General features: G+C 68.2%; 20 protein-coding genes. 6 read left to right on the top strand and 14 right to left on the bottom strand.

The window, feature by feature from the left end; all coding sequences use genetic code 11:
- Positions 1-74 precede the first annotated feature (74 nt).
- Genes tilS through CYU89_RS09210 form a run of 3 tightly spaced genes read left to right on the top strand, consistent with a single transcriptional unit; the run spans position 75 to position 2,554 of the window.
- Entirely contained in the window at positions 75-1,376 is a 1,302-nt protein-coding gene (gene tilS / locus CYU89_RS09220; RefSeq protein WP_296280346.1) for a tRNA lysidine(34) synthetase TilS, read from the top strand.
- 49 nt (positions 1,377-1,425) lie between these two features.
- Positions 1,426-1,686: an exodeoxyribonuclease VII small subunit gene (locus CYU89_RS09215; protein WP_296280344.1), complete on the top strand. Its 261-nt coding sequence runs from the start codon at positions 1,426-1,428 to the stop codon at positions 1,684-1,686.
- Positions 1,676-2,554, top strand: a complete 879-nt coding sequence (locus CYU89_RS09210; RefSeq protein ID WP_296280342.1) for a farnesyl diphosphate synthase — start codon at positions 1,676-1,678, stop codon at positions 2,552-2,554. Before CYU89_RS09215 ends, CYU89_RS09210 begins: the two co-directional genes overlap by 11 nt.
- A gap of 51 nt (positions 2,555-2,605) precedes the next feature.
- Here CYU89_RS09210 and CYU89_RS09205 read toward each other — a convergent pair whose 3' ends face one another.
- The 3 genes from CYU89_RS09205 to pmbA all read right to left on the bottom strand — a co-directional run bounded on the left by CYU89_RS09205 (position 2,606) and on the right by pmbA (position 4,990).
- Positions 2,606-2,968, bottom strand: a complete 363-nt coding sequence (locus tag CYU89_RS09205) for a DUF4870 domain-containing protein (RefSeq protein WP_296280340.1) — start codon at positions 2,966-2,968, stop codon at positions 2,606-2,608.
- A 161-nt stretch (positions 2,969-3,129) separates the two neighbouring features.
- Entirely contained in the window at positions 3,130-3,507 is a 378-nt protein-coding gene (locus tag CYU89_RS09200; RefSeq protein WP_296280339.1) for a DUF4870 domain-containing protein, read from the bottom strand.
- 124 nt (positions 3,508-3,631) lie between these two features.
- The gene (gene pmbA / locus CYU89_RS09195; protein WP_296280337.1) at positions 3,632-4,990 is read right to left on the bottom strand and encodes a metalloprotease PmbA; all 1,359 of its coding nucleotides are present in this window, start codon (positions 4,988-4,990) and stop codon (positions 3,632-3,634) included.
- Between the two features lie 100 nt (positions 4,991-5,090).
- On the opposite strand from pmbA, the gene yjgA reads away from it, so the two are divergent.
- Positions 5,091-5,645 (top strand): ribosome biogenesis factor YjgA, encoded by a 555-nt coding sequence (gene yjgA / locus CYU89_RS09190; protein ID WP_343125249.1) that lies wholly within the window; start codon positions 5,091-5,093, stop codon positions 5,643-5,645.
- A gap of 139 nt (positions 5,646-5,784) precedes the next feature.
- On the opposite strand, the gene tldD is transcribed toward yjgA, so the two are convergent.
- From tldD to CYU89_RS09170, 4 genes are all read right to left on the bottom strand, one after another.
- The gene (tldD, locus tag CYU89_RS09185) at positions 5,785-7,233 is read right to left on the bottom strand and encodes a metalloprotease TldD (protein WP_296280335.1); all 1,449 of its coding nucleotides are present in this window, start codon (positions 7,231-7,233) and stop codon (positions 5,785-5,787) included.
- A 52-nt stretch (positions 7,234-7,285) separates the two neighbouring features.
- Entirely contained in the window at positions 7,286-11,125 is a 3,840-nt protein-coding gene (locus CYU89_RS09180; protein ID WP_296280333.1) for a YhdP family protein, read from the bottom strand.
- Between the two features lie 108 nt (positions 11,126-11,233).
- On the bottom strand, positions 11,234-12,721 hold the full coding sequence (rng, locus tag CYU89_RS09175; RefSeq protein ID WP_296280330.1) for a ribonuclease G: 1,488 nt from the start codon (positions 12,719-12,721) through the stop codon (positions 11,234-11,236).
- Positions 12,722-12,733: 12 nt separating this feature from the next.
- Positions 12,734-13,330 carry a Maf family nucleotide pyrophosphatase gene (locus tag CYU89_RS09170; protein ID WP_296280328.1) on the bottom strand — a complete coding sequence of 199 codons (597 nt, stop codon included), beginning with the start codon at positions 13,328-13,330 and terminating at the stop codon, positions 12,734-12,736.
- 161 nt (positions 13,331-13,491) lie between these two features.
- Between CYU89_RS09170 and CYU89_RS09165 the strand changes: the two genes are divergently transcribed.
- On the top strand, positions 13,492-14,235 hold the full coding sequence (locus CYU89_RS09165) for an SIMPL domain-containing protein (protein WP_296280327.1): 744 nt from the start codon (positions 13,492-13,494) through the stop codon (positions 14,233-14,235).
- A gap of 213 nt (positions 14,236-14,448) precedes the next feature.
- Complete coding sequence (locus CYU89_RS09160) at positions 14,449-15,117, top strand: energy transducer TonB (protein ID WP_296280325.1); 669 nt, start codon at positions 14,449-14,451, stop codon at positions 15,115-15,117.
- Positions 15,118-15,313: 196 nt separating this feature from the next.
- Here CYU89_RS09160 and rlmH read toward each other — a convergent pair whose 3' ends face one another.
- The 7 genes from rlmH to leuS all read right to left on the bottom strand — a co-directional run bounded on the left by rlmH (position 15,314) and on the right by leuS (position 22,023).
- A complete protein-coding gene (gene rlmH, locus CYU89_RS09155) occupies positions 15,314-15,784 on the bottom strand; it encodes a 23S rRNA (pseudouridine(1915)-N(3))-methyltransferase RlmH (RefSeq protein WP_241046881.1) in 471 nt (156 codons plus the stop codon).
- Between the two features lie 37 nt (positions 15,785-15,821).
- Positions 15,822-16,583 carry a DUF695 domain-containing protein gene (locus CYU89_RS09150; protein WP_296280321.1) on the bottom strand — a complete coding sequence of 254 codons (762 nt, stop codon included), beginning with the start codon at positions 16,581-16,583 and terminating at the stop codon, positions 15,822-15,824.
- 9 nt (positions 16,584-16,592) lie between these two features.
- Positions 16,593-17,009 carry a ribosome silencing factor gene (rsfS, locus tag CYU89_RS09145; RefSeq protein ID WP_056878289.1) on the bottom strand — a complete coding sequence of 139 codons (417 nt, stop codon included), beginning with the start codon at positions 17,007-17,009 and terminating at the stop codon, positions 16,593-16,595.
- A gap of 31 nt (positions 17,010-17,040) precedes the next feature.
- Positions 17,041-17,718: a nicotinate-nucleotide adenylyltransferase gene (gene nadD / locus CYU89_RS09140; protein ID WP_296280316.1), complete on the bottom strand. Its 678-nt coding sequence runs from the start codon at positions 17,716-17,718 to the stop codon at positions 17,041-17,043.
- Between the two features lie 7 nt (positions 17,719-17,725).
- Positions 17,726-18,760, bottom strand: a complete 1,035-nt coding sequence (gene holA / locus CYU89_RS09135; protein WP_296280314.1) for a DNA polymerase III subunit delta — start codon at positions 18,758-18,760, stop codon at positions 17,726-17,728.
- On the bottom strand, positions 18,760-19,305 hold the full coding sequence (gene lptE / locus CYU89_RS09130) for an LPS assembly lipoprotein LptE (RefSeq protein WP_296280312.1): 546 nt from the start codon (positions 19,303-19,305) through the stop codon (positions 18,760-18,762). The genes holA and lptE overlap by 1 nt, the downstream gene beginning before the upstream one ends.
- An 84-nt stretch (positions 19,306-19,389) precedes the next feature.
- Complete coding sequence (gene leuS / locus CYU89_RS09125; protein WP_296280311.1) at positions 19,390-22,023, bottom strand: leucine--tRNA ligase; 2,634 nt, start codon at positions 22,021-22,023, stop codon at positions 19,390-19,392.
- Positions 22,024-22,049 lie beyond the last annotated feature (26 nt).

Below are 22,049 nucleotides of genomic sequence, written 5' to 3'. Positions count from 1 at the left end.
CACGCACCGTCAACGCGCCGCCGATCGCGGTGTGACCGGCTGCACATCGCACGCTTCGCCGCTAGCATGCACGCATGCAGCACGCTGCCCCTCCTTCGCTCGCCCTGTCGCCGCCGCCGGTCGCGGGCCGGGTGTGGGTGGCGTTCAGTGGTGGACGGGATTCGACGGTGTTGCTGCACCGGCTGGCACAGGATCCGGACGTACGCGCGCGAGGACTGCAGGCGATCCATGTCCATCACGGACTGCAACCGCAGGCCGACGCATGGGCAGCGCATTGCGAAACGACGTGCCGGGCACTCGGCGTGCCGTTGCAGGTGCACCGCGTGCACGTCGATACCTCGCGGGGCGAAGGCCCGGAGGCCGCGGCACGGCGCGCACGGCATGGCGCCTTCGCGTCGGCCATGTCGCCCGGCGACCTCCTGGCGACCGCACACCATCGCGAAGACCAGGCTGAAACGTTCCTGCTGCGCGCCCTTCGCGCGTCCGGCCCGGAAGGACTCGCAGCCATGCGACCGTGGCGCGCATTCGGGCCGGGGTGGCAATGGCGTCCGCTGCTGGATACACCGCGCGCCCTGCTGGAGGCGTACGCCGACGTCCACGCGCTGCGGTGGATCGACGATCCCAGCAACGAAAGCATGGCATTCGACCGCAACTTCCTGCGGCACACGGTGATGCCCCTGCTGCGGCAGCGTTGGCCGCACACCGATGCCGCGTTTGCGCGCAGCGCCGCGCTGAGCGCGGCGGGCGCAGACCTGCTGGCGCAACAGGACCGCGCACTGCTGGCCCGCGCGGCCACGGCAGACCCTGCGGCGCTCCGCGTCGCCACGCTGCGGTCGGAGGATGCGCGCGCGCGTGCCCGCGCGCTGCGGCGATGGATCGAAACGCTGTCGCTGCCTCCCTTGCCTGCGCAGGGCGTGGCGCAGATCGAGGCGCAGTTGTTGACCGCGCGCGACGATGCGCAGGCGGAATTCGCCTGGCAGGGCGCGGTTGTGAGGCGCTGGCGCGGCCTGCTGCATGCCGAACGCCTCCGCACTGCGCTGCCCGGCACGTGGCAGGCAACGTGGGATGGCAACGTCCCCCTCACCCTGCCCGATGGTGGAACGCTCGCGCTGGAGGGTGAGGGAGAGCCCATCGCCCCCCGTCTCCGACTGACCGCGCGCCGGGGTGGCGAGCGCATCGCCCTGCCCGGCCGCGCGCACCGGCATGCGCTGAAGGACGTACTGCAGTCGTGCGGCGTCCCGCCCTGGGAGCGGCGCCAACTGCCGCTGCTCTGGCAGGGCGACGAGCTCTGGGCCGCCGGCGACCTCGTCCTCTCCGCCGGATGCGACGCCTGGCTGCGCGACCGCGACCGCCGCCTGGTGTGGCGACGCGGCTGAGCCCATCGGGCGGTTTGACCTGACCGCACGCGATCCCCACACTTGCCCCATGGCAAAGAAGACCCCCGCAAACGCTTCACCCGTCGCCCATTTCGAGCAGTCGCTGGACGAGCTCGAGCAACTGGTCGAGAAGATGGAACACGGCGACCTCAGCCTGGAAGCTTCGCTTGCGGCCTATGAGCGTGGCGTCGGACTGTACCGGCAGTGCCAGGCGGCGCTCGAGCAGGCCGAGTTGCGCGTGCGCCTGCTGACCGATCCGGAACAGCCGGAGAACGGCGAGCCCTTCGCACCCGCGCCCGATGGCCGCTGAGCCGCGTCTAGCGGCGTGGGCCGCAGCGCTGGAAGACCACCTGGACCGCGCACTGCCGCCCTCCGACGCCGCCCCGCACCGCCTGCATGCCGCCATGCGCCATGCCGTGCTCGGCGGCGGCAAACGCATGCGCGCACTGCTGGTCTATGCCAGCGGCACGCTGCTGCAGGCGGATGAAGCCACCCTGCATGCGCCCGCGATCGCGGTGGAACTGGTCCACGCCTATTCGCTGGTCCACGACGACCTGCCGGCGATGGACGACGACGACCTGCGCCGCGGCAAACCCACCGTGCATGTCGCCTTCGACGAGGCCACCGCCATCCTCGCCGGCGACGCGCTGCAGACGCGTGCATTCGAACAACTGGCGGACGCCGACGTCGACGCCGCGCTGCGCGTGGCATGGATGGGCACCCTGGCGCGGGCCTCCGGCGCCGCCGGCATGTGCGGAGGCCAGGCGCTGGACATCGACGCCACCGGCACACGGCAGCCGCTGGACGACCTGCAACGGATGCATGCGCTGAAGACGGGGGCGCTGATCCGCGCCGCGGTCCGCATGGGAGCCTTGGCTGGCGCCGCCGACGCCGGCACGCTGGCGCGGCTGGATGATTTCGCCGATGCGCTGGGCCTCGCGTTCCAGGTACGCGACGACATCCTCGACATCGAAGCCAGTTCCGACCAGTTGGGCAAAACCGCCGGCAAGGACGTGGCGCAGGCGAAGTCGACCTATCCGGCGCTGCTCGGCATGGAAGGCGCGAAGGCGAAACTGAGGGAACTCGATGCGCGGATGCGCGAGGCGTTGTCCGTGTATGACGCTCGCGGCGACGCCCTTCGTTCACTCGGCGATCTCGCGATCCATCGTTCGCATTGAGTGACAAAAAAGCCCGGCGATGCCGGGCTTTTTCTTGCGCGCGAAGGTCGCTTACTTGACCAGGCGCAGACCGAACGGAAACCGGTAGGCGGTCCCGTCCTTGGCCTTCAGCGCCGCGATGATGCACAGGATGAAGCTTGCGAGGCCGAGGGCCATGTACAGCAAGCTTCCCAGCACCGCCAGCTTGGCCGACACCATGGCCAGCACGACCACCACGATCCACAGCAGGATGAAGGCGATGGTGACGGAGATCGCCCAGTTCAGCGCCTCGCTGGTCTGATCCTTGGCGAAAGGTCCCTTGTCCTTGAAGACCGCCCAACCGATCACCGCGCCAATGATGCCGAGGAAAGCGGTGAGCAGGTAGGTGATGAGGGCTGCGGAGCGTTCTTCCGGTGAAACGTTCGAGGTGGACATGCGAATTCCCTGTTGTGAGTCGGACGAACCGCGCGCCCGCTGCGTCGCTGATGCGACGCGCGCGCCGGGTCCGCGGGATTCTAGGTGCCTGTCCACCGCTTGACACCTAACAATAAAAAAGCCCGGCATGGCCGGGCTTTCCCATCACGCTTGGCGGGCGATCACTTGATCAGGCGCAGCGCGAACGGATAACGGTAGGACTCGCCATTGTTGGCCTTGATGCCCGCGATGATGCAGAGCACGAGATTGGCGATGCCGATCAGCGGCATCAGCAGCAGGCCGATCAGCACGAAGGCCAGGATCCAGGAGATCACGAACGCGATCAGCACGGTGATCTGGAAGTTCAGCGCTTCCTTGGACTGGTCGACGACGAAGCCCTTGGAGGCGTCGTCCTTGCTCACCAGCCAGATGACCAGCGCGCCGATCGGCCCGGTGATGATGCCCAGCAGGTGCCCCAGCAGCGACATCGTGCGCTGGTCCTGCGGTGCATCGCCCGTGGCCGGCGGCGGAGGTGCTGTGACGTTGTCGAATTCGCTCATCTGGATGATTCCCCGAAAGTGTTGTGGTGGGCGGTCGAGCGCCGCGATCCCCCGCAGCACTCCGCACGCCAAGCATAACGGGTAACGATGGCGCCGTCGGCCAGGGTCGCGCAGCCGCGCCCCGTCACTCTCCCGCGACGGTCATCCGGCCGACCAGGACAGAGCCGATGCCGACATGCGAGCGACGATCCACGTCGCGCCCCACCGCCTCGATGCCGGCGAAGATGGCCTTCAGGTTGCCGGCGATGGTGATGCCGTCGACCGGGTAGGCGAGCGTGCCGCCTTCCACCCAGAAGCCGGCCGCACCCCGCGAGTAATCCCCGGTCACGCCGTTCACCCCCTGCCCCATCAGCTCGGTGACCAGCAGTCCCGTGCGCATGCCCGCGAGCAGGTCCTCGAATCCTCCGGCGTTGGCCTGCACCTGCAGGTTGTGCACGCCACCGGCGTTGCCGGTGGTCTGCAGGCCGAGCTTGCGCGCCGAGTAGCTTCCCAGCACGTAGCGCTCCAGCACGCCGTCGCGGATCAGATGCGAACGCTTCGTCGCCACGCCTTCGGCATCGAACGCCGCCGAGCGCAGCCCATGCGGCAACAGCGGCAGCTCCTCGATGGCGAACCAGTCCGGGAAGATCCGCTGGCCCACGTGGTCGAGCAGGAAGCTGGCTTTCCGGTACAGCGCGCCCCCCGATACCGCGCCGAGCAGGTGGCCGATCAGCGACCGGGCGACCTCAGCGGAAAACAGCACGGGATATGCACCCGTCGCCAGCGGCCGCGGCTGCAACCTGGAGACCGTGCGTTGTGCTGCCTTGCGCCCGATCGACGTTGGATCGTCCAGTTCCAGATGCGACAACGCCGTGCTGTACCAGCCGTCGCGCTGCATGCCATCGCCCTGTCCTGCGATCAAGGCGCAGCCGATCGTGTGCTGGGTCTCCCGCTCCCTGCCGACGAACCCGTGCGAATTCGCGTACACCGACAGGCTTTCGCCGCTGCCGACGGACGCGCCGTCGGAATTCTCGATGCGCGCGTCGGCCTCGCGTCCCGCCGCCTCGCAGGCCATCGCCAGGTCGACCGCGTGGTCCATCTCCAGCGCCCACGGATGCCAGACGTCGAGGTCGGGGACATCGGACGCCATCAGCGCCGCATCGGCCAGCCCGGCTGCCTCGTCGTCCTCGGTATAACGGGCGATGGCGCAGGCCTGCGCCACCGTCGCTTCCAGGCTTTCCTCGCGCAGGTCGGCCGTACTGGCGCTGCCCTTGCGCTGCCCGAAGTACACGGTCACGCCGATACCGCGGTCGCGGGTCGACTCCACCGTCTCCACGTCGCCCAGGCGCACGCTGACGTTGAGGCCGGTCTCTTCGCTGCAACTGACCTCGGCCTGCGTGGCACCGTGCGCCCGGGCGCGCTCCAGCAGGCGCAGCGACAGCGCTTCCAGGCGTTCGAGCCGGGCCAGGCTCTGGTCGGGGGACGTCAGGTCGGTGGCGTTCAATGCTTTATCCTTGTGTCCTGTGATCCGCGCCCGCAGGGCAGGATCGGATGAATCCAGGCGTCCGCGCGATGCGACGGAAGCGAGAGAGAGAGGCAGCACCATGCGCGGACGCGACCCCGAAACCGGCGAATTCCTCAGCCCCAGCCGTACCCAGCAGCGGGGCGAAGCGCTGGAGATCCGCAGCCTGGCCGAAAAACTGGTGGCGCTGCCGCCCGCGCAGCTGGCGCGCCTGCCGATTCCGGAGGAGCTGATGCCGCATATCGTGGAAACCCAGCGCATCACCTCGCACATCGCGCACAAGCGCCAGCTGCAGTTCCTGGCCAAGCAGATGCGACGGGAAGAGGACGAGGTACTGGAAGCCATCCGCGATGCGATGGACGAAGGCGGCGACGCCGCGCGACGCGAGACGGCGCTGCTGCATCGCGCCGAGCAATGGCGCGACCGCCTGCTGGCCGGCGGCGACCAGGCGCTGGCGGACCTGCTGGACGAATTCCCGACGGCCGACCGGCAGAAGCTCCGACAACTCGTGCGCAACGCGCTCGACGAAAAAGCGAAGAACAAACCGCCGCGCGCGTTCCGCGAACTTTTCCGGGAACTGCGCGAAGTACTGTCCTCGCTCGATACGCAGGCCCCCGAAGACGACGAGACGGAATAGCCCCTCTCCCCTCGGGAGAGGGGTTGGGGTGAGGGTTCGGCGAAGTCCGTGCGAGGCAGGCGTCATGGACTCCGCCGCACCCTCATCCGCCCCTTCGGGGCACCTTCTCCCGACGGGAGAAGGGACAGCCAGGAATGCATCACGCTTTCGTCCCGCCTACCGTCAAGCCCTCGATCAACAGCGACGGCTGGCCCACGCCGACCGGCACGCTCTGGCCGTCCTTGCCGCAGACACCGACGCCCTGGTCCAACGCCAGGTCGTGGCCGATCATCCTCACCTTCTGCATGGTGTCCGGACCGTTGCCGATCAGGGTGGCGCCCTTCACCGGCGCGGTGATGCGGCCGTCTTCGATCAGGTAGGCCTCGGTGGCCGAGAACACGTACTTGCCGCTGGTGATGTCGACCTGCCCGCCGCCGAAATTGACCGCGTACAGGCCCTTCTTCACCGAGCGGATCATGTCTTCCGGATCGTCCTGCCCGGCCAGCATGTAGGTGTTGGTCATGCGCGGCATCGGCAGGTGCGCGAACGATTCGCGACGACCGTTGCCCGTGGGGGCAACGCCCATCAGCCGCGCGTTGTGGGTGTCCTGCATGTAGCCGACCAGCACGCCATCCTCGATCAGCGTGGTGCAGTTCGTCGGCGTGCCTTCGTCGTCGATGTTGAGCGATCCGCGGCGTCCAGGCAGCGTGCCGTCGTCGACGATGGTGACGCCCTTCGATGCCACCTGCTCGCCGATGCGGCCGGCGTACACACTGGTGCCCTTGCGATTGAAGTCGCCTTCCAGGCCATGCCCGACCGCTTCGTGCAGCAGCACGCCCGGCCAGCCGCTACCGAGCACCACCGGCATGATGCCGGCGGGCGCGTCGATGGCGTCCAGGTTCACCAGCGCCTGGCGCAGCGCCTCGCGCGCGAGGTCTTCGGGCTTGCCGTCCGCGAACAGTTCGGCATAACCGTAGCGGCCGCCCATGCCGGCATAGCCGGATTCGCGGCGTCCGTTCTGCTCGACGATCACCTGCACGTTCAAGCGCACCAACGGGCGCACATCGGAGGCCATCACCCCGTCGCTGCGCGCGACCAGCACGGTATCGATGCCGCCGGAGAGACTGACGGTGACCTGTTGCACGCGCGGATCGGCCGCGCGCAGGAAGCGATCCACCGCACGCAGCGCCTCGACCTTGGCATCGTTGCCCATCGCATCGATGGGATCGTCGCCGGCGTAAAGCGCGCGGCCGCCGCTGCGTACCAGCGTGCGTGGCGCGTGGGTCGCGCCGTCGCGCGCGATCGCGCGCGCCGATTTCGACGCCTCGAGCAGTGCCTGCGCGTTGATGTCGTCCGAATACGCGAATCCGGTCTTTTCGCCGGAGATGGCGCGCACGCCGACGCCCTGTTCGATCGAATGCGCCCCGTCCTTGACGATGCCGTCCTCGACCGTCCAGCTCTCGCGTCGGGCGTGCTGGAAGTACAGGTCGCCGAAATCGATCCCTGGACCCAGCAGCGTGCCGAAGGCGCGGTCGAGGCCGGACGGGTCCAGTCCGGCAGGCAGGAGGAGGCGGGTTTCGGCGAGCGTGATCGGCAGGGTCATGGTCATCACAATGGGGGCGGAAAACGGCCGCGGCAAGCGCGGCCGCGGACAGGCGGCGTCAGGGCGCGCCCGCGCTGTCGGTACGGTCGTCGTCGTCCGTGCGCACGCGAGACTGTTCGCGTCCCACCACCTCGACCTTGGGCGACTTCCACGGACCGGTGACGCGATAGGTCTTGGCGCCCATCTCGGACAGGGGCTTCTTCAGGACCGCGTTGGCGACCGCGCCCACCGCCGCACCGATGGGGCCACCGGCCACGGCGCCGACGGCAGTCAGCACGTTGGCGGATTTGGGCTTCACGTCGACGGTCTGGTCGAACCGTTCGCTGCGCAGGTCGGTATCGCCGCGGATCGCGATCTCGGCCGCGGGACCATCGATCAGCAGGTTGTCGCTGCGTGCCAGTCCGCCGCCGATCCGGATATCGCCGTCGATGCGGTTGAACGCGAAGCCCTTGGAGAAGAAGTCGCTGAAGTCGAGCATCAGCCGGCGCCGCACCTCGGCCACGCTCAGCAGGCCCAGTACACGGCCCGCGCCGGGCTCGACTTCGAGCAGGTGACCGTCGCGCACGGCCAGCTTCACGTTGCCGTCGAGTGCGGCCAGGCGGAACGCTGCAGGGCTTCCCGGCCATGCGGCCTCGGCGCTGATCTGGCCATGACCGCCCCCCACCCGATCGCCCAGGCCAAGATCGTCGAACAGCACCCCGAAGTTCTCGCTCTTCACATCGGCCGCGAAACGCGTGCGGGCGGCGGACGTCGTGCCGGTCCACTGGCCACGCACGTCGATCTGCTGGCCGGGAGAGCGCAGCTGCAACTGGTCCACGTGCATGCCATCGGCCTGCTGGCGCGTGCGCAGTTTGGCCGTGCCCAATCGCGCATCGCCGAAACGGAGATCCTCGACGTCCAGCGACAGCGGCGGGACGGCAGCGGGATCGATGTCGTCGGTGGCGGCGCGCGCGCCCGACGCGGCGACCGGCGCGCCTTCGACGGGCGCCTTGCGCCAGTGCACGCGCGCCAGCTTGCCGGCGATCGGCGCGCCCTTCGCGTCGGGCACCAGCAGGGCACCCGACAGCGCATCGCCATCCAGCGACACCGCCAGTGCCTGCTGCGCCGGCGCGAGTTGCAGGCGCGTGTCAGGGAACACCGAACCGATCATCAGCAGACGCTCGGCAGTGACATCGATATGCCGCAGCGGCACGCCATCGGCATCATCGCTTCCGCCGCGCGCGACCGCGATCCACTCCATCGCATCGAGGGTTCCGGTGCGTCCCGTCGCCACCAGACCCGACGATGGTGGCGCGTCCTTCACCCGGTCGCTGCCGAGTACGACACGCACCCCGGTCTGCCCGCTGGTAGTGCGCGCGCGCAAAGCCAGCAGATCGCCGAACGTCACATCGATCTCACCGCTGCCGATGGGCAAGGGCGCGCGGACCGTCGTCGGCAGGGGCGTGGCGGACGCTTTGCGCATGGGGGCCGGCAGGCTCATTGCCGTGCCGACCAGATCTGACGTCAGGCTGAGCCGGGTGGGCGGAGACACCGCGCCCGTCGGCGTACGCGGAATCGTCACGCCCACGGTCCACGACGAACGCCCGTCCATGTAGGGCTTCAGCCATGCCATCTCGGGCGCGCGATCGAGCAGGCGGTCGGCATCGACGGCTGCGGACAGGTCGGCTTCGAACGCCTGGTTGCGGTCGCGCGTGCCGCTGCCTGCGCGCAGGCCCAGCACGCCGGGCAGTCCGTCGTGCACCACCTGCAGCGGGCCTGACGCGAAACCGCCGTCGTCGTATTTCGCCTTGCCGCGCACGTTGTCGAACACCAGGTTCCAGCGCGTTTCCGACAACTGCGCGCCCTTGAGGTCCACCGTGCCGGCGAGCTTCTTGCGTGTCTGCTCGGCGGCATGCAGCGGCTGCAGCAGGTCGAAGGTCGCCGCGACCGGTCCCTTGGCCTGCAGGTGGTCCAGGGTGTCGCCGTAGGTCTTGCGCAACGGACTCTGCCTCAGCAATGCCAGCAGCTTGCCCGCCTCCGTGTCGGTACGCGCTGCGATCTTCAGATCGCCCGCGGCGAAATCGGCGATGCCGGCCTGGAACGCCGGGATCGCAACGCCGCCCAACGCGCCTCGTCCCTTCAGTTCGAAGCCGTTGCCGATGAAGGCGATGTCGGCATCCACCTGCTCGAGTGGCGGCCACTCCGGCTGGAACTTGAACTGCCCACGCTCGATGTGCGCGACCGCCTCGAAGCGACCGTCGCGATCATTGAACGGCCAGTCGTCCAGGTCGCCGCTGACGATCGCGCGCCCGTTCCGCACGGTGCCGCCGACCAGCGCGGCATCCAGCCAGTCGACGGCCGCCTTCGACATCTTGTGGTGGATCCAGAAACCTTTCGCCACCGGGACGGGCGCATCGGCCAGGTCCGCCGCCACGTCGATCCAGGGCCGCGTGCCGTCGCCCTGGAACCACATCCCGCCGCGTACATCGGCTGCGTACTGTTCGCCCTGTACGTGCAGCGCGCTGGTGCCGACACGCCACCCGCCGCCTTCGCGCCAGCCGAGCACATCGCCTTTCAGTCGCACGTCGTGCACCACGGCGAATCCGCTGGGCCAATCGAAACGCATCACCGACGCAGGATCCAGCGTCAGCCTGAAACCCTCCGCGTCACCGTCGAAATCGCCGGCAAGGCCGCTGAGACCGGGGGCATCGCCCACGGTCCGGAACGAGATGTCGCGCAACCGGCCTTCCGCACGCAGCCCGCCGTCGCGGCGACCGGCGAGGGTCAGTCGCCCGAGCCGTGCGCCCGGCCGTGCCTGCACCAGCCAGCGGCGCAGGCCGGCGTCGACCTTGTCGCTCAGGCCCAGGACGGCGAACAACGGCGCCGCATCCACCTGGTCGGCCAGCAGCGCATAGCGTTCGCCGCCAGCCAGCACCAGACCATCCAACGTCTGCACGGCCGGCGCCGTGCCCACGCGCAAGCGCGGCGCGTCCAGCCGCCAGCCGCCGGAGACCAGGCGCCAGCGCATGCGGCCTTCCATCTGATCGAACGTGATCCGGGTCGGCGCGTCCGCATCCGCCAGTGGCGCGCCGCGCAGCCCGACCTGCTGCAGGTTGGCGTCCGCCGTCACCAGCACCACGCGATGACGGCGCAATTCCGTCCACGCCTGCACGCGTCCCTTGCCACGCTCGGCGACGACACCGGCATAGCGAAGCAACGGCGACCAGGCGCCGATATCGTCCGCGGACACATCCAGGTACGCACGGCCATCGCCCGCCTTGCGGTCGAAATCCACGGCGACGTTCAGCGGCGCAGCGTCCTTGCTGATCCACGCCCGTGTGCCGGCACGCACGCGGTCGCCCTCGACCCGCAGGCGCAGATCGATCTCGGGCAGCCGGATGTCCCAGCCCAGCGAAGGCGCAACGATGGCGAGCCTGCCGTCGATGACCTGCAACTCGCCCAACCCCTCGAGGCTGCGCAGCGGATCGTCGCCGGACTGCTGCTGCCCCGGCAGACCCCGCACCGACCACGTGCCGTCGTCACCACGCTGCAAGGTCAACGACAGGCCACGCAGGCGCAATTCGGTGAACGAACGACCGGGCAGCAGGCCGCCGTACATCGACACCAACACTTCCGCCTGGCCGATGCGCACGCCGCTGTCGCCTTCGCCCAGGCGCAGGCCGTCGAGCTGCAGCAGCGGCCCGCGTCGCGTCCATTGTGTCTTCACGGCATCGAAGGCGACCGGCCGTCCGGCACGCTCGCTCAACCATGCGGCGACGCGGTCCGGATGGCGTTCGGCCAACGGCAACACCTGGCTGGCGATGCCGAGCACCACGGCCATGCACACCAGCACCACGGCGATGCCGTAGACGGCACCCCGGCGGGCCAGGCGCAGGCGGCGGCGCAGCGGCGTGGGCATCAGTTCGCGGCGCTCGCCGGGATGCGGGTGTCTGCGTTCGGTCGCCCGGAACGCAGACGCCGGGATCCGCTCTTGCGGCTTCCGAATGCCGACGCCCGCCCCCCGGCCTTACAGCAGCACGACATCGAACTGCTCCTGGAGGTACTGCTCGTCGGCCTGGAAGCGGATCGACTTGCCGAGGAATTCCTCCAGCTCCGCGACCGCGGTCGATTCCTCATCGGTGATGCGGGCGACCACCTTGGGGGATGCGATCACGAGCAGGCGCGCGGCCTCGAACTGGCGCACGGCACGCGTGATCTCGCGGAAGATCTCGTAGGTGACGGTTTCGGTGGTCTTGATGCTGCCGCGGCCACTGCATTCCGGGCACGGTTCCGACAGCTGGCGCGCGAGGCTTTCCACCGTGCGCTTGCGCGTCATCTCCACCAGGCCGAGCGGCGAGAATTCGTACACCGTGGTCTTGGCGTGGTCTTTGGCGAGCGATTTTTCCAGCGTGCGCAGCACCTGACGCCGGTGCTCCGGATCGTCCATGTCGATGAAGTCGATGATGATGATGCCGCCCAGGTTGCGCAGCCGCAGCTGGCGCGCGACCGCCTGCGCGGCCTCCAGGTTGGTGCGATAGACGGTTTCTTCCAGGTTGCGCTGGCCCAGGAACGAACCGGTGTTCACGTCGACCGTCGTCATGGCCTCGGTCTGGTCGATCACCAGGTAGCCACCGGACTTCAGCGGCACCTGCTTGTCCAGCGCACGACCGATTTCGTCCTCGACTCCGTAGAGATCGAAGATGGGCCGTTCACCGGAATAGAGTTCGATCCGTTCGGCCAGTACCGGCATGTACTTGGCGACGAACGCCTGCAGGCGCTCGTGGGTTTCCTTCGAATCGACCTTGACCTTCTCCACGTCCTTGCGGATGAGGTCGCGCACGGCGCGCAGCGGCAGGCTGAGGTCTTCGTACAGCACGCTGCACGAAGGCGATTCGCGGCCGCGGCGCTCCACCACGTTCCAGACGCGGGACAGGTACGCGATGTCTTCGGCCAGCGCCTCGGCCGGCTGGCCCTCGGCATTGGTGCGGATGATGTAGCCGTGGCCACCGTGCAGGCCGGCCAGTTCGCCGACGACCTGCTTGAGGCGCTGGCGCTCGGTTTCGTCCTCGATGCGCGCCGACACGCCGATCACCTTCGACTGAGGCAACAGCACCAGGTAGCGCGACGGAATGCTGATCTGCGTGGTGAGCCGCGCGCCCTTGCTGCCGATGGGATCCTTCACCACCTGCACCACGATGTCCTGCCCGTCGCGGAGCAGGTCCATGATCGGTGCCGCCGGCGGCGTGGGCAGCGGTGCGTCTTCACCATCGGCCACCGCGCCCGGCGACGAACGCACGATGTCGTTCGCATGCAGGAACGCCGCCCGGTCCAGTCCCACTTCGACGAACGCGGCCTGCATGCCGGGCATCACCCGCTGCACCTTGCCCTTGTAGATGTTGCCCACCACGCCCCGGCGCCAGCCGCGCTCGATGTGCAATTCCTGCAGCATGCCGTTTTCGATCACCGCGACGCGCGTTTCGCGCGGGGTGACGTTGACCAGGATTTCTTCCGACATGGGGTCCTTCCCTCAGGCTGACACAGGAGTGGCGGATGCCGACGGATGGATGCCGAAGTCGCGGAGCAGCTTCGCCGTTTCGTGCAGCGGCAGCCCCATCACCGCCGAATAACTGCCGGACAGGCGGGTGACGAACTGCTCCGCACGCCCCTGGATACCGTAGGCCCCCGCCTTGCCCATCGCTTCGCCACTGGCGACATAGGCCGCGATGTCATCCTCGTCCAGCTCGGCGAAGCTGACATCGGTGACCACCAGCGCCTGCGCCTCGCGCGAGGCGCTGACCACCGAGACGGCGGAGACGGCCTGATGGGTGCGGCCGGACAGGCGACGCAGCATGGCGGCCGCATCGGCGGTGTCCACCGGCTTGCCGAACACCTCGTCGCCCAGGATCACCTCGGTATCGGCCCCCAGCACCACGGCATCCGGGGTGGCCACGACCTTCAGCAATCCGGCACCCGCCTTCTCGCGGGCGACGCGGCGGACATAGTCGACGGCGGGCTCGCCGGGCTGGCGGTGTTCGGGGATATCGAGGTCGATCCGTCCGAAGGACAGGCCCAGGCGGGTCAGCAGTTCGGCACGTCGCGGGGATTGGGAGGCCAGATAGAGCATCGCGAAAGAATAACCCGCGGCGCCTGACTGAATGACCGCTGATGCCGGCCGGATCCCGCTAACCCTGCGCCGGATCACGACGCGTTCATGTCATCGTGAACACCCTTGCGCGTCGCCGACGACCCGGGTGCCCGCCACTCGAACCACGAAAAGGAGATCCCATGCGCCTGCCCCTGATCCGCCCGCTGCTGCTCGCCCTGACCCTGTCCCTTGGAACCACCGTCGCCATGACCAGCCACGCCCAGACCGCACCCGCCTACGCCGTGCCTTCCGACGGCACCCTGCTCAACGTCTCGGCTCAGGCCGACGCGTCGCGCGTGCCGGACATCGCCACCATCTCCGCCGGGGTGGTGACGCAGGCCGTGGACGGCAACACGGCCATGCGTCAGAACAGCGAGCAGATGGCCAAGGTCGTGTCGGCCATCAAGGCCGCCGGCATCGCCGACAAGGACGTGCAGACCAGCGGCATCAGCCTGAACCCGCAGTATCGCTACGCCGAGAACGAAGCCCCGAAGATCACCGGCTACCAGGCCAACAACACCGTGAGCATCAAGGTCCGCGACATCGCCAAGCTGGGCAAGGTGCTGGATGCGCTGGCCGGCGTGGGCGCCAACCAGATCAATGGCCCCAGCTTCGAGATCGACAACCCGGAGCCGGTGTACGACGAAGCCCGCCTCGCCGCATTGAAGAAAGCCCAGTCGCGTGCCGAAACCTATGCCAGGTCGCTGGGGCTGAAAGTGCGCCGGATCGTCAGCATTTCAGAGGGCAACGGCGGTTTCCGCCCGGTCCCGATGATGGCCATGGCCAAGATGGAAGCGCGTGACGCCAGCGGCGCCCCCCCGGTGTCGCCTGGCGAGACCACCGTCTCGATCAACCTGGACGTGGTGTTCGAACTGGGCAAGTAAGGCCAGCGTCCGCCGGTCCACGACGACGGCGCCCCGGGGGCGCCGTTTTCGTTTCCGGGCCGGGCGACCGGACTACGCCAAAAGGTCGAAGTCCGCCCCCTCTTGCGCACGCCATCCGCCGGAGTACAGTCTGGACGTGCGGCGCCGGGACGTTGCAACCCCACTCCCCGCGACCGAGCGTTGTTCCGTTCACAGCCCTCAAGGAGGTGGATCATGGTTCGCGCACTACCCCACGGTTCCGATACCCGCATCGACATCGGCCGCATCGCGGCCATCGCGGCCGCCATCGCGGTGCACGCCGCCGCCCTGCTCATGCTGCTGATGCCGATGGCGGCGCCCCCGATCACGCCCACGGTCAAGCCGAAACCCGTGGTGCGCTGGATCCAGAAGGAAGAGCCGGTTCCGGTCGTCGTACCGATCGAGGAACAGCAGACCACCGTCAAGCGCGAGGAGCCGCGCCCGGTCGTTCCGGCCCGCACGGTGACCACGGACACGACCATCGTCGACACGCCGGCCGTGGTGGACCCTGGTACTGAGCGCACGATCGACCTTCCGGCCATCGACAGCACCGCGTCAACCGGCACGTCGCTGGGCGCCGGCCCGCTGCAGTCCGCCACGCTGGAATACGTCCGTGCGACGTCGCCGCGCTATCCGACCAACGAGCTGCGCAACGGCATCCAGGGCACGGTGATCCTGCGCGTGCTCGTGGACATCGATGGAAAACCGGTCGACGTGAGCGTGGAGACCAGCAGCGGCAACCGCAACCTCGACAAGGAAGCGCGGCAGCACGTGCTGAAGACCTGGCGCTTCAAGCCCGCCATGCAGAACGGACAGGCGGTGCAGGCTTACGGCCTGGTGCCGATCGCGTTCAACCTGCAGTGATGCATCCGAACTGAAAGTGGAAGCCCGCGGAAAGGCGGGCTTCCTGCTGTGTCGTGTAGGTGCGACGTGAGTCGCGACCACGCACCAGAGAGCACCGACAACCTCGCGACGGGTCGCCGACTCTCCACCTAGACCGTCCCTGCCGCGCACCTCACCCGGTCGCGACTCACATCGCGCCTACCGAGAGCCGCAAGCCTCATGCGCGATGGTACGGATGATTCGCCAGCATCGCCGCCGCGCGGTAGACCTGTTCGGCGACCACCAGCCGCACCAGCATGTGCGGCAGCGTCAGCGGACTGAGCGACCATTTCTCGTGCGCCGCCGCGAGCACATCCGGGGCATGGCCCTCGGGGCCGCCGATCAACAGCGCGATGTCGCGACCCAGCGTGCGCCAGTGTTCGAGCCGTTGCGCGAGCTGTTCGGAGGAGTAAGGCTTGCCGGTGACTTCCAGCGCCACGACATGCGCGCTTTTCGGCAACGCCGCCAACACCCGCTTTCCCTCGTCTTCGATGGCCCGCTGCGGATCACGGCCCTTGCCGCGCAGACCGGGCTCGATCTCGACCAGTTCGAACGGCAGCCAGTGCGACAGACGCTTCTGGTATTCGGCGAAGCCTTGCGCGACCCATGTGGGCGCGCGCTCTCCGGTAGCGATGAGGCGGCATTTCATATGGACATGTTATCGCCGCAGTGCGCCACGTGGCAGGCTAAGAGGGTCGGGAGATCGCTTCGCACTCCCATCCGTCATAGCGACCGCCGCATTCGCTCGCGAGGTCGTACAGCGGGAGGCAGATGTCGTCGATGGTGTCATAGGCGGGAACGTCGCGGCGAAACACCTGTGCCCCCCAACCCTGCTCTCCGTCATCGTCGCTATTTTGCGTGCGGCTCTTGAACCCGATGGCGGCGGCCCTGCGCAGGAACTCATCGCGCGCATCGGAGCTGGAAAAGTAGGCCCAGTGATAGATCTCCCGCGGCTGCCGCAGCGCGTCGCCCCGATCTTCTAGGACGGCGCAGACATCGCGGTTCTCCATCGACTCTCGCGTGCGCGCGTCGGGATAAAGGAACTCGCGATACGTGCTCCATGTCGGATCCGGACGATGCCCGGACTGGTAGCGATACTCGGACGTCGCACGCATGGCCTGCTCAACCTGCTCATCCCAAGCATCGCCCTCCGTCAAGTAGAAATAGAAATCGCGGCAACCCGAGGAAGTATTGCGACCGGCGTAGACGCCCCGCCCCTCAGTCGCCAGCAACGGGACCACCCGGTCCTCCAACGCAATCAGCGCATCGAACTCCTGCTGGCTCGACAGTCCGTCATCCCGGGGATCGCGCATTTCCACACGTAACCACGCCATCACCGGGTAATCATCGGTCCTGACCTCGTCGGCCAGGCTCAGGTCGAGATAGATCGATGCAGGCTGGTCATCCACACGGAGCGCATAGAAATTCCAACGACCTTCCCTGGCCATCGACAACCCCTAGAGCCGCGATTCGTCCGCGGTCTCGACGTCTTCCGGCGGCTGGTCGCCGACGGTCCACAGGCGCTCCAGCGCGTAGAACTCGCGCACGCGGGGCAGCATGACGTGGACGATGACATCGCCGAGGTCCACCAGTACCCACTCGGCCTCGCGCTCGCCTTCCACGCCCAGCGGCATGACGTCGAGCTTCTTGGCGAACTTCACCACCTCGTCCGCGATCGATTTCACGTGGCGGGTGGAAGTGCCCGAGGCGATCACCAGGTAATCGGCGACGCTGGACTTGCCGCGCACGTCGATCTCGACGACATCCTTGGCTTTCAGTTCCTGCACCGCGGCATGCACCGTGGCGAGCAGGTCCGGCAGGGCCGGCGGCGGGCTGGGAAGGCGGGTCTTGATGACGTGGGCTTGGCTGGACAAAGGCTTGGTGGCTCTGGGAATACGGCCAGGATTATAGCGGACCTGTGTCGGCGGCCCGTGAGGCGTACAGCCTTTCGTCGGCAATGGCGTCCGCCACCCGCGCGGGCACGAGCTGGCGCCAGGCTTCGCCCGTTGCGATGCGGCGCCGGATTTCGGTGGCCGATTCGGGCTGAAGGGGCTGGTGCAAGCGGAACACGCGCCCCGCGGCCACCCGCGCCAGATCGTCCGGGCGGTCCGTCCAGCGACCCTCGAGAGCGGCGGCGAGCACGGGCGACAGCGCTGAATCCAGCCCACTGCCCGGCCGGTCGGCGACGACGAAATGCGTGAGGTCGAGCAGCGCCGTCCACGCCCGCCAGGTGGGCAGTCCGAGCAGGCTGTCCGCGCCGATCAACAGCGCGATCGGAACGGCGTTGCCCAGCTCGCTCCTCAGCTCCCGCAGCGTGTCGATCGTGTAGGAACGGGAGGTCGGCTCGCGCGCGGCGCGGTCCAGTTCCCTCCGATCCACGCACAGGCCCGGGATGTCCCGCGTGGCGAGGTCGAGCAGGCGCGCGCGCTGCGCAGCGGTGGCCCCCGGCGGAGCGCGATGCGGCGGATCCGCCGCCGGCATCAGGCGGACCGGCACGCCGAGTGCGTCGTGCGCCGCGCGCGCGATGGCCAGGTGTCCGTTGTGGACGGGATCGAAAGTACCGCCGTAGAAGACGCGCAGCATCGCCGGATCAGGCGACCAGCAGGCGCACGGCCTTCGCGTCCGCGATCGCCAGCAACAGGCGCTCCAGCCCCACCCAGGCGTCGCCATCGCCACGGCCCTTGGCGATGCGGTCGATCTTCGAGGCCTCGGCGACGAAGCGGTCCCAGCGCGCGGGCGTGGCATGGCGCTGCAGTGCGCGCTTGAAGGGCGCCTGCTTCGCCTCCCAGATGCCTTGCGATTTCATTTCGGCAGCGAGGTTGCCGCCATTGGCCTGCACCCGCGCCAGCGACGCGGTGCGCAGCAGCTCCTTGACGATCATCGGCATCAGGCCCGCGACGACGTCGCCCTCGGCGCGCAATCCCGCCAGGATGCGCGACACCTGTGCCCCCTGCCCCGCCAGCACGGCGTCGGTCAGGCGGAACACATCGTAGCGCGCGGCATTGGCGACCAGCGATTCCATGCGCTCGGCATCGAGCACCTCGCCATCGCTGAGCAAGGCAAGCTTGTCGATTTCCTGTGCTGCGGCGAGCAGGTTGCCTTCGACGCGATCCGCCAGCAGCTGCACCGCATCGCGATCCGCGCGCAGGCCCTTGCTGCGCAGGCGGCCTTCGATCCAGCCCGGCAGTTCGTGCGGCTTGATGGCCCAGGCCACCGCCAGCACGCCGACACGCGTGATGGCATCGCTCCATTTGCCCTGATAGGCCTTGCCCCATTCTCCGGCCGTGATCAGCAGCACCACGTCGGACGGCGGGTTGGCGCAGAACGCGCTGATGACCTCGGCGCCCTCCTTGCCCGGCTTGCCTCCCGGCAGGCGGACTTCGACCAATCGCTGTGCGCTGAAGAGACTGGGCGCATTGAAACTCGCTTCCAGCTGGCCCCAGTCGAAATCGCGTCCGTCGGCATCGAAGACCTCCCGTTCGCCGATGCCCTGCGCACGCGCCTGCGCGCGCACCGCATCCGCGGCTTCCAGTACCCGCAGCGTCTCGGGGCCGGCGATCAGGTATACCGGCAGCAGCGGCTCGGTGGTTCCGCGCGCCGCCAGCTGTTCCGGCTTGAGTTCCATCAGGGGGCCGGCGTCACCGGGCCCGAGCGCACGACGCCGTCGATGCGGCGCAGGATCGAGGCGGCCATCTCGCGGCGCAGTTCGTCGGCGAGCACTTCGCGCTCGGTCGAGGTGCCGGTCGCGTCCTGCGGCGGCGACACGTAGTCGCGCGACAGTTCGACCACCTGCTGCGGCACCAGGTCGGTGCCGTCGGCCTTCTTGAAGGAGAAGACGACGGCATAGCGCAGGCTGAATTCCTGCGCTCGGCCGAACTGGTCGACCGCGATCGGAAGATCGCCCCAACGCTCGGACACGACGCGGAGCGTGGCGACCTCTCCGGACGCCGTATCGTCGCGTTCGTCGCCGATCGACGAGGCGAGCGTGGCACCGGCCGCCTGGAGGCCGCGCGACAGGCTGGTCACCAGCGCGCTGTAGGAAGTCGATGATGCCTCCACGCGTACCGGCCCCAGGTCCGCCGGCAGCGCGATCTTGTTGCGCAGGTGGAAGCCGCAACCGGCCAGCAGGGTCAGGGCGAGGATGAGGGCGGGCAGGCGGAATCGGGTCATGGTCGAAGTCTGGACGAGCCTGTCATGGGCGGCAAGAGCGTAGCCGGACCGGAGGTGAACACAGGGGCAAGGCGGTCGAGTGCCTTACCCCGCGACGATGTTGACGATCTTGCCGGGCACCACGATGACCTTCCGGATGGCCAGGCCCTCGAGGAACTTCGCGGTGTTGGGCTCGGCCCTGGCGAGCGCTTCCACGTGGTCGCGCGGCGCATCGGCGGCGACGTCGATGGTGCCGCGCAGCTTGCCGTTCACCTGCACCGCGAGCGTTACCGAGTCGCGCACCAGTGCATCAGGGTCCACGACCGGGAACGCCACGTCCTCGATCAGCGTTTCCCCGTGGCCCAGCGCCTGCCACAGCGCATGGCTCGCGTGCGGCGTGATGGGATTGAGCAGCAACACGGCCGCTTCCAGCGCTTCCTGGCGCACGGCGCGCCCCTCAGGGGAGGCATCGTCGAACTTGCCCAGCGCGTTGGACAGTTCCATCACCGCCGCGATGGCGGTGTTGAAGCTGTGGCGCTTGCCGTAATCGTGGCCGACCTTGTCGATGGTCTCGTGGGTCTTGCGGCGCAGGGCCTTCTGGTCCGCGTTCAGCGCGGCCACGTCCAACGCCGGCGAAGCGCCATCGGCGGCATGCTTCTGCACCTGCGTCCACAGGCGGCGCAGGAACCGCGCCATGCCTTCCACACCTGCCTCGTTCCATTCCAGCGACTGCTCGGGTGGTGCGGCGAACATGGAGAACAGACGCACGGTATCCGCACCGAACTTGTCGACCATCGACTGCGGATCGACGCCGTTGTTCTTCGACTTCGACATCTTTTCGACGGGGCCGATCTTCACCGGCTGACCGTCGGCCTTCAGCGTCGCGCCGACGACACGCGCCTTGTCGTCGCGCTGGATCTCGACATCGACCGGATTGATCCAGTCCTTCGAACCATCGGCATTGTCGCGATAGAACGTCTCGGCGATCACCATGCCCTGCGTCAGCAGGTTCGTAGCCGGCTCGTCGCTGTCCACCAGCCGCGCGTCGCGCAGGAGCTTGTGGTAGAAGCGGAAGTACATCAGGTGCAGGATCGCGTGCTCGATGCCGCCGATGTACTGGTCGACCGGCAGCCAGTAGTTGCCGCGCTTGTCGACCATGTCCTTCGCGCCGGGGGAGGTGTAGCGCGCGTAGTACCAGCTCGATTCCATGAAGGTGTCGAAGGTGTCGGTCTCGCGCTCGGCGGCGGCGCCGCACTGCGGACACTTCGTCTTGCGCCATTCCGGGTCGGCCTTGATCGGCGACTTGACGCCGTCCAGGGTGACGTTCTCGGGCAGCACGACCGGCAGGTCGGCGTCCGGCACCGGCACGGCGCCGCAGCTCTGGCAGTAGATGACGGGAATCGGGCAGCCCCAGTAGCGCTGGCGGCTGACGCCCCAGTCGCGCAGGCGGTAATTCACGCGACGCTGGCCCTGGCCCTTGCGCTCGAAGCGCTCGGCAAAAGCTTCGAACGCGCCACGGTAGTCCAGCCCGTCGAACTCGCCGGAGTTGACCAGTTCCAGGTCGTCCCGCGTCTTGTCGCCGTACCAGTCGCGCCAGGTGGTGGCGTCGTAGGCCTTCTCCTCCTCGTTCCTCGGTGCCTTCAGCGCGATGACCTGCTGGATCGGCAACGCGTACTTGGTGGCGAACTCGAAGTCGCGCTGGTCGTGGCCGGGCACGGCCATGACCGCGCCGGTGCCGTAGCCCATCAGCACGAAGTTGGCGACCCACACCGGTACCCGGTCGCCGGTGATCGGATGGATGGCGCGCAGGCCGGTATCCATGCCGCGCTTTTCCTGCGTCTCCAGTTCCGCCTCCGAGACGCCGCCATGCTTCAGCTCTTCCAGGAACGCGGCCAGTGCCGGATTCGACGCCGCTGCCTTCAGTGCCAGCGGATGTTCACCGGCGATCGACACGAAGGTCACGCCCATCAGCGTGTCGGGGCGCGTGGTGAACACCGTCAGCGGCTCGTGGCCCTCGACGTTGAACTGGATTTCCAGGCCTTCGGAACGGCCGATCCAGTTGCGCTGCATGGTCTTGACCGCATCCGGCCAGCCCGGCAGGTCGTCCAGGCCGTCCAGCAGTTCCTGCGCGTAGTCGGTGATGCGCAGGAACCATTGCGGAATCTCGCGCTTCTCCACCAGCGCGCCGCTGCGCCAGCCGCGGCCATCGATGACCTGCTCGTTGGCCAGCACGGTCTGGTCGACCGGATCCCAGTTCACCACCGAGTTCTTGCGGTAGGCCAGGCCCTTGCGCAGCAGGCGCGTGAACATGCGCTGCTCGTGCACGTAATAGTCCGGGCGGCAGGTGGCGAACTCGCGCGACCAGTCGATCGCGTAGCCCAGCGACTTCAGCTGGCTGCGCATGTGGTCGATGTTGGCGTAAGTCCACTTGGCCGGCGCGGTCTTGTTCTTGATCGCAGCGTTCTCGGCCGGCAGCCCGAAGGCGTCCCAGCCCATCGGCTGCAGCACGTTGTGGCCGGTCATTCGCTTGTAGCGGCTGATCACGTCGCCGATCGTGTAGTTGCGCACATGGCCCATGTGCAGCGCACCCGACGGATACGGCAGCATCGAGAGGCAGTAGTACTTCGGCTTGTCCGACCGCTCGTCGACCTCGAAGGCGCGCCGGGCCTCCCAGAAGGACTGGGCCTGGGACTCGACGGATTTCGGATCGTAGGAAACGGGTTCGGCGGCAGTGGGCATGGCGGCGTGCAGAGACGGCTACGGCA

The organism is Pseudoxanthomonas sp., assembly GCF_002863005.1.
Lineage (GTDB): Bacteria > Pseudomonadota > Gammaproteobacteria > Xanthomonadales > Xanthomonadaceae > Pseudoxanthomonas_A.
Note: the sequence above shows the minus strand (reverse complement) of the source record. Positions and strands in the feature narration are given on the sequence as shown.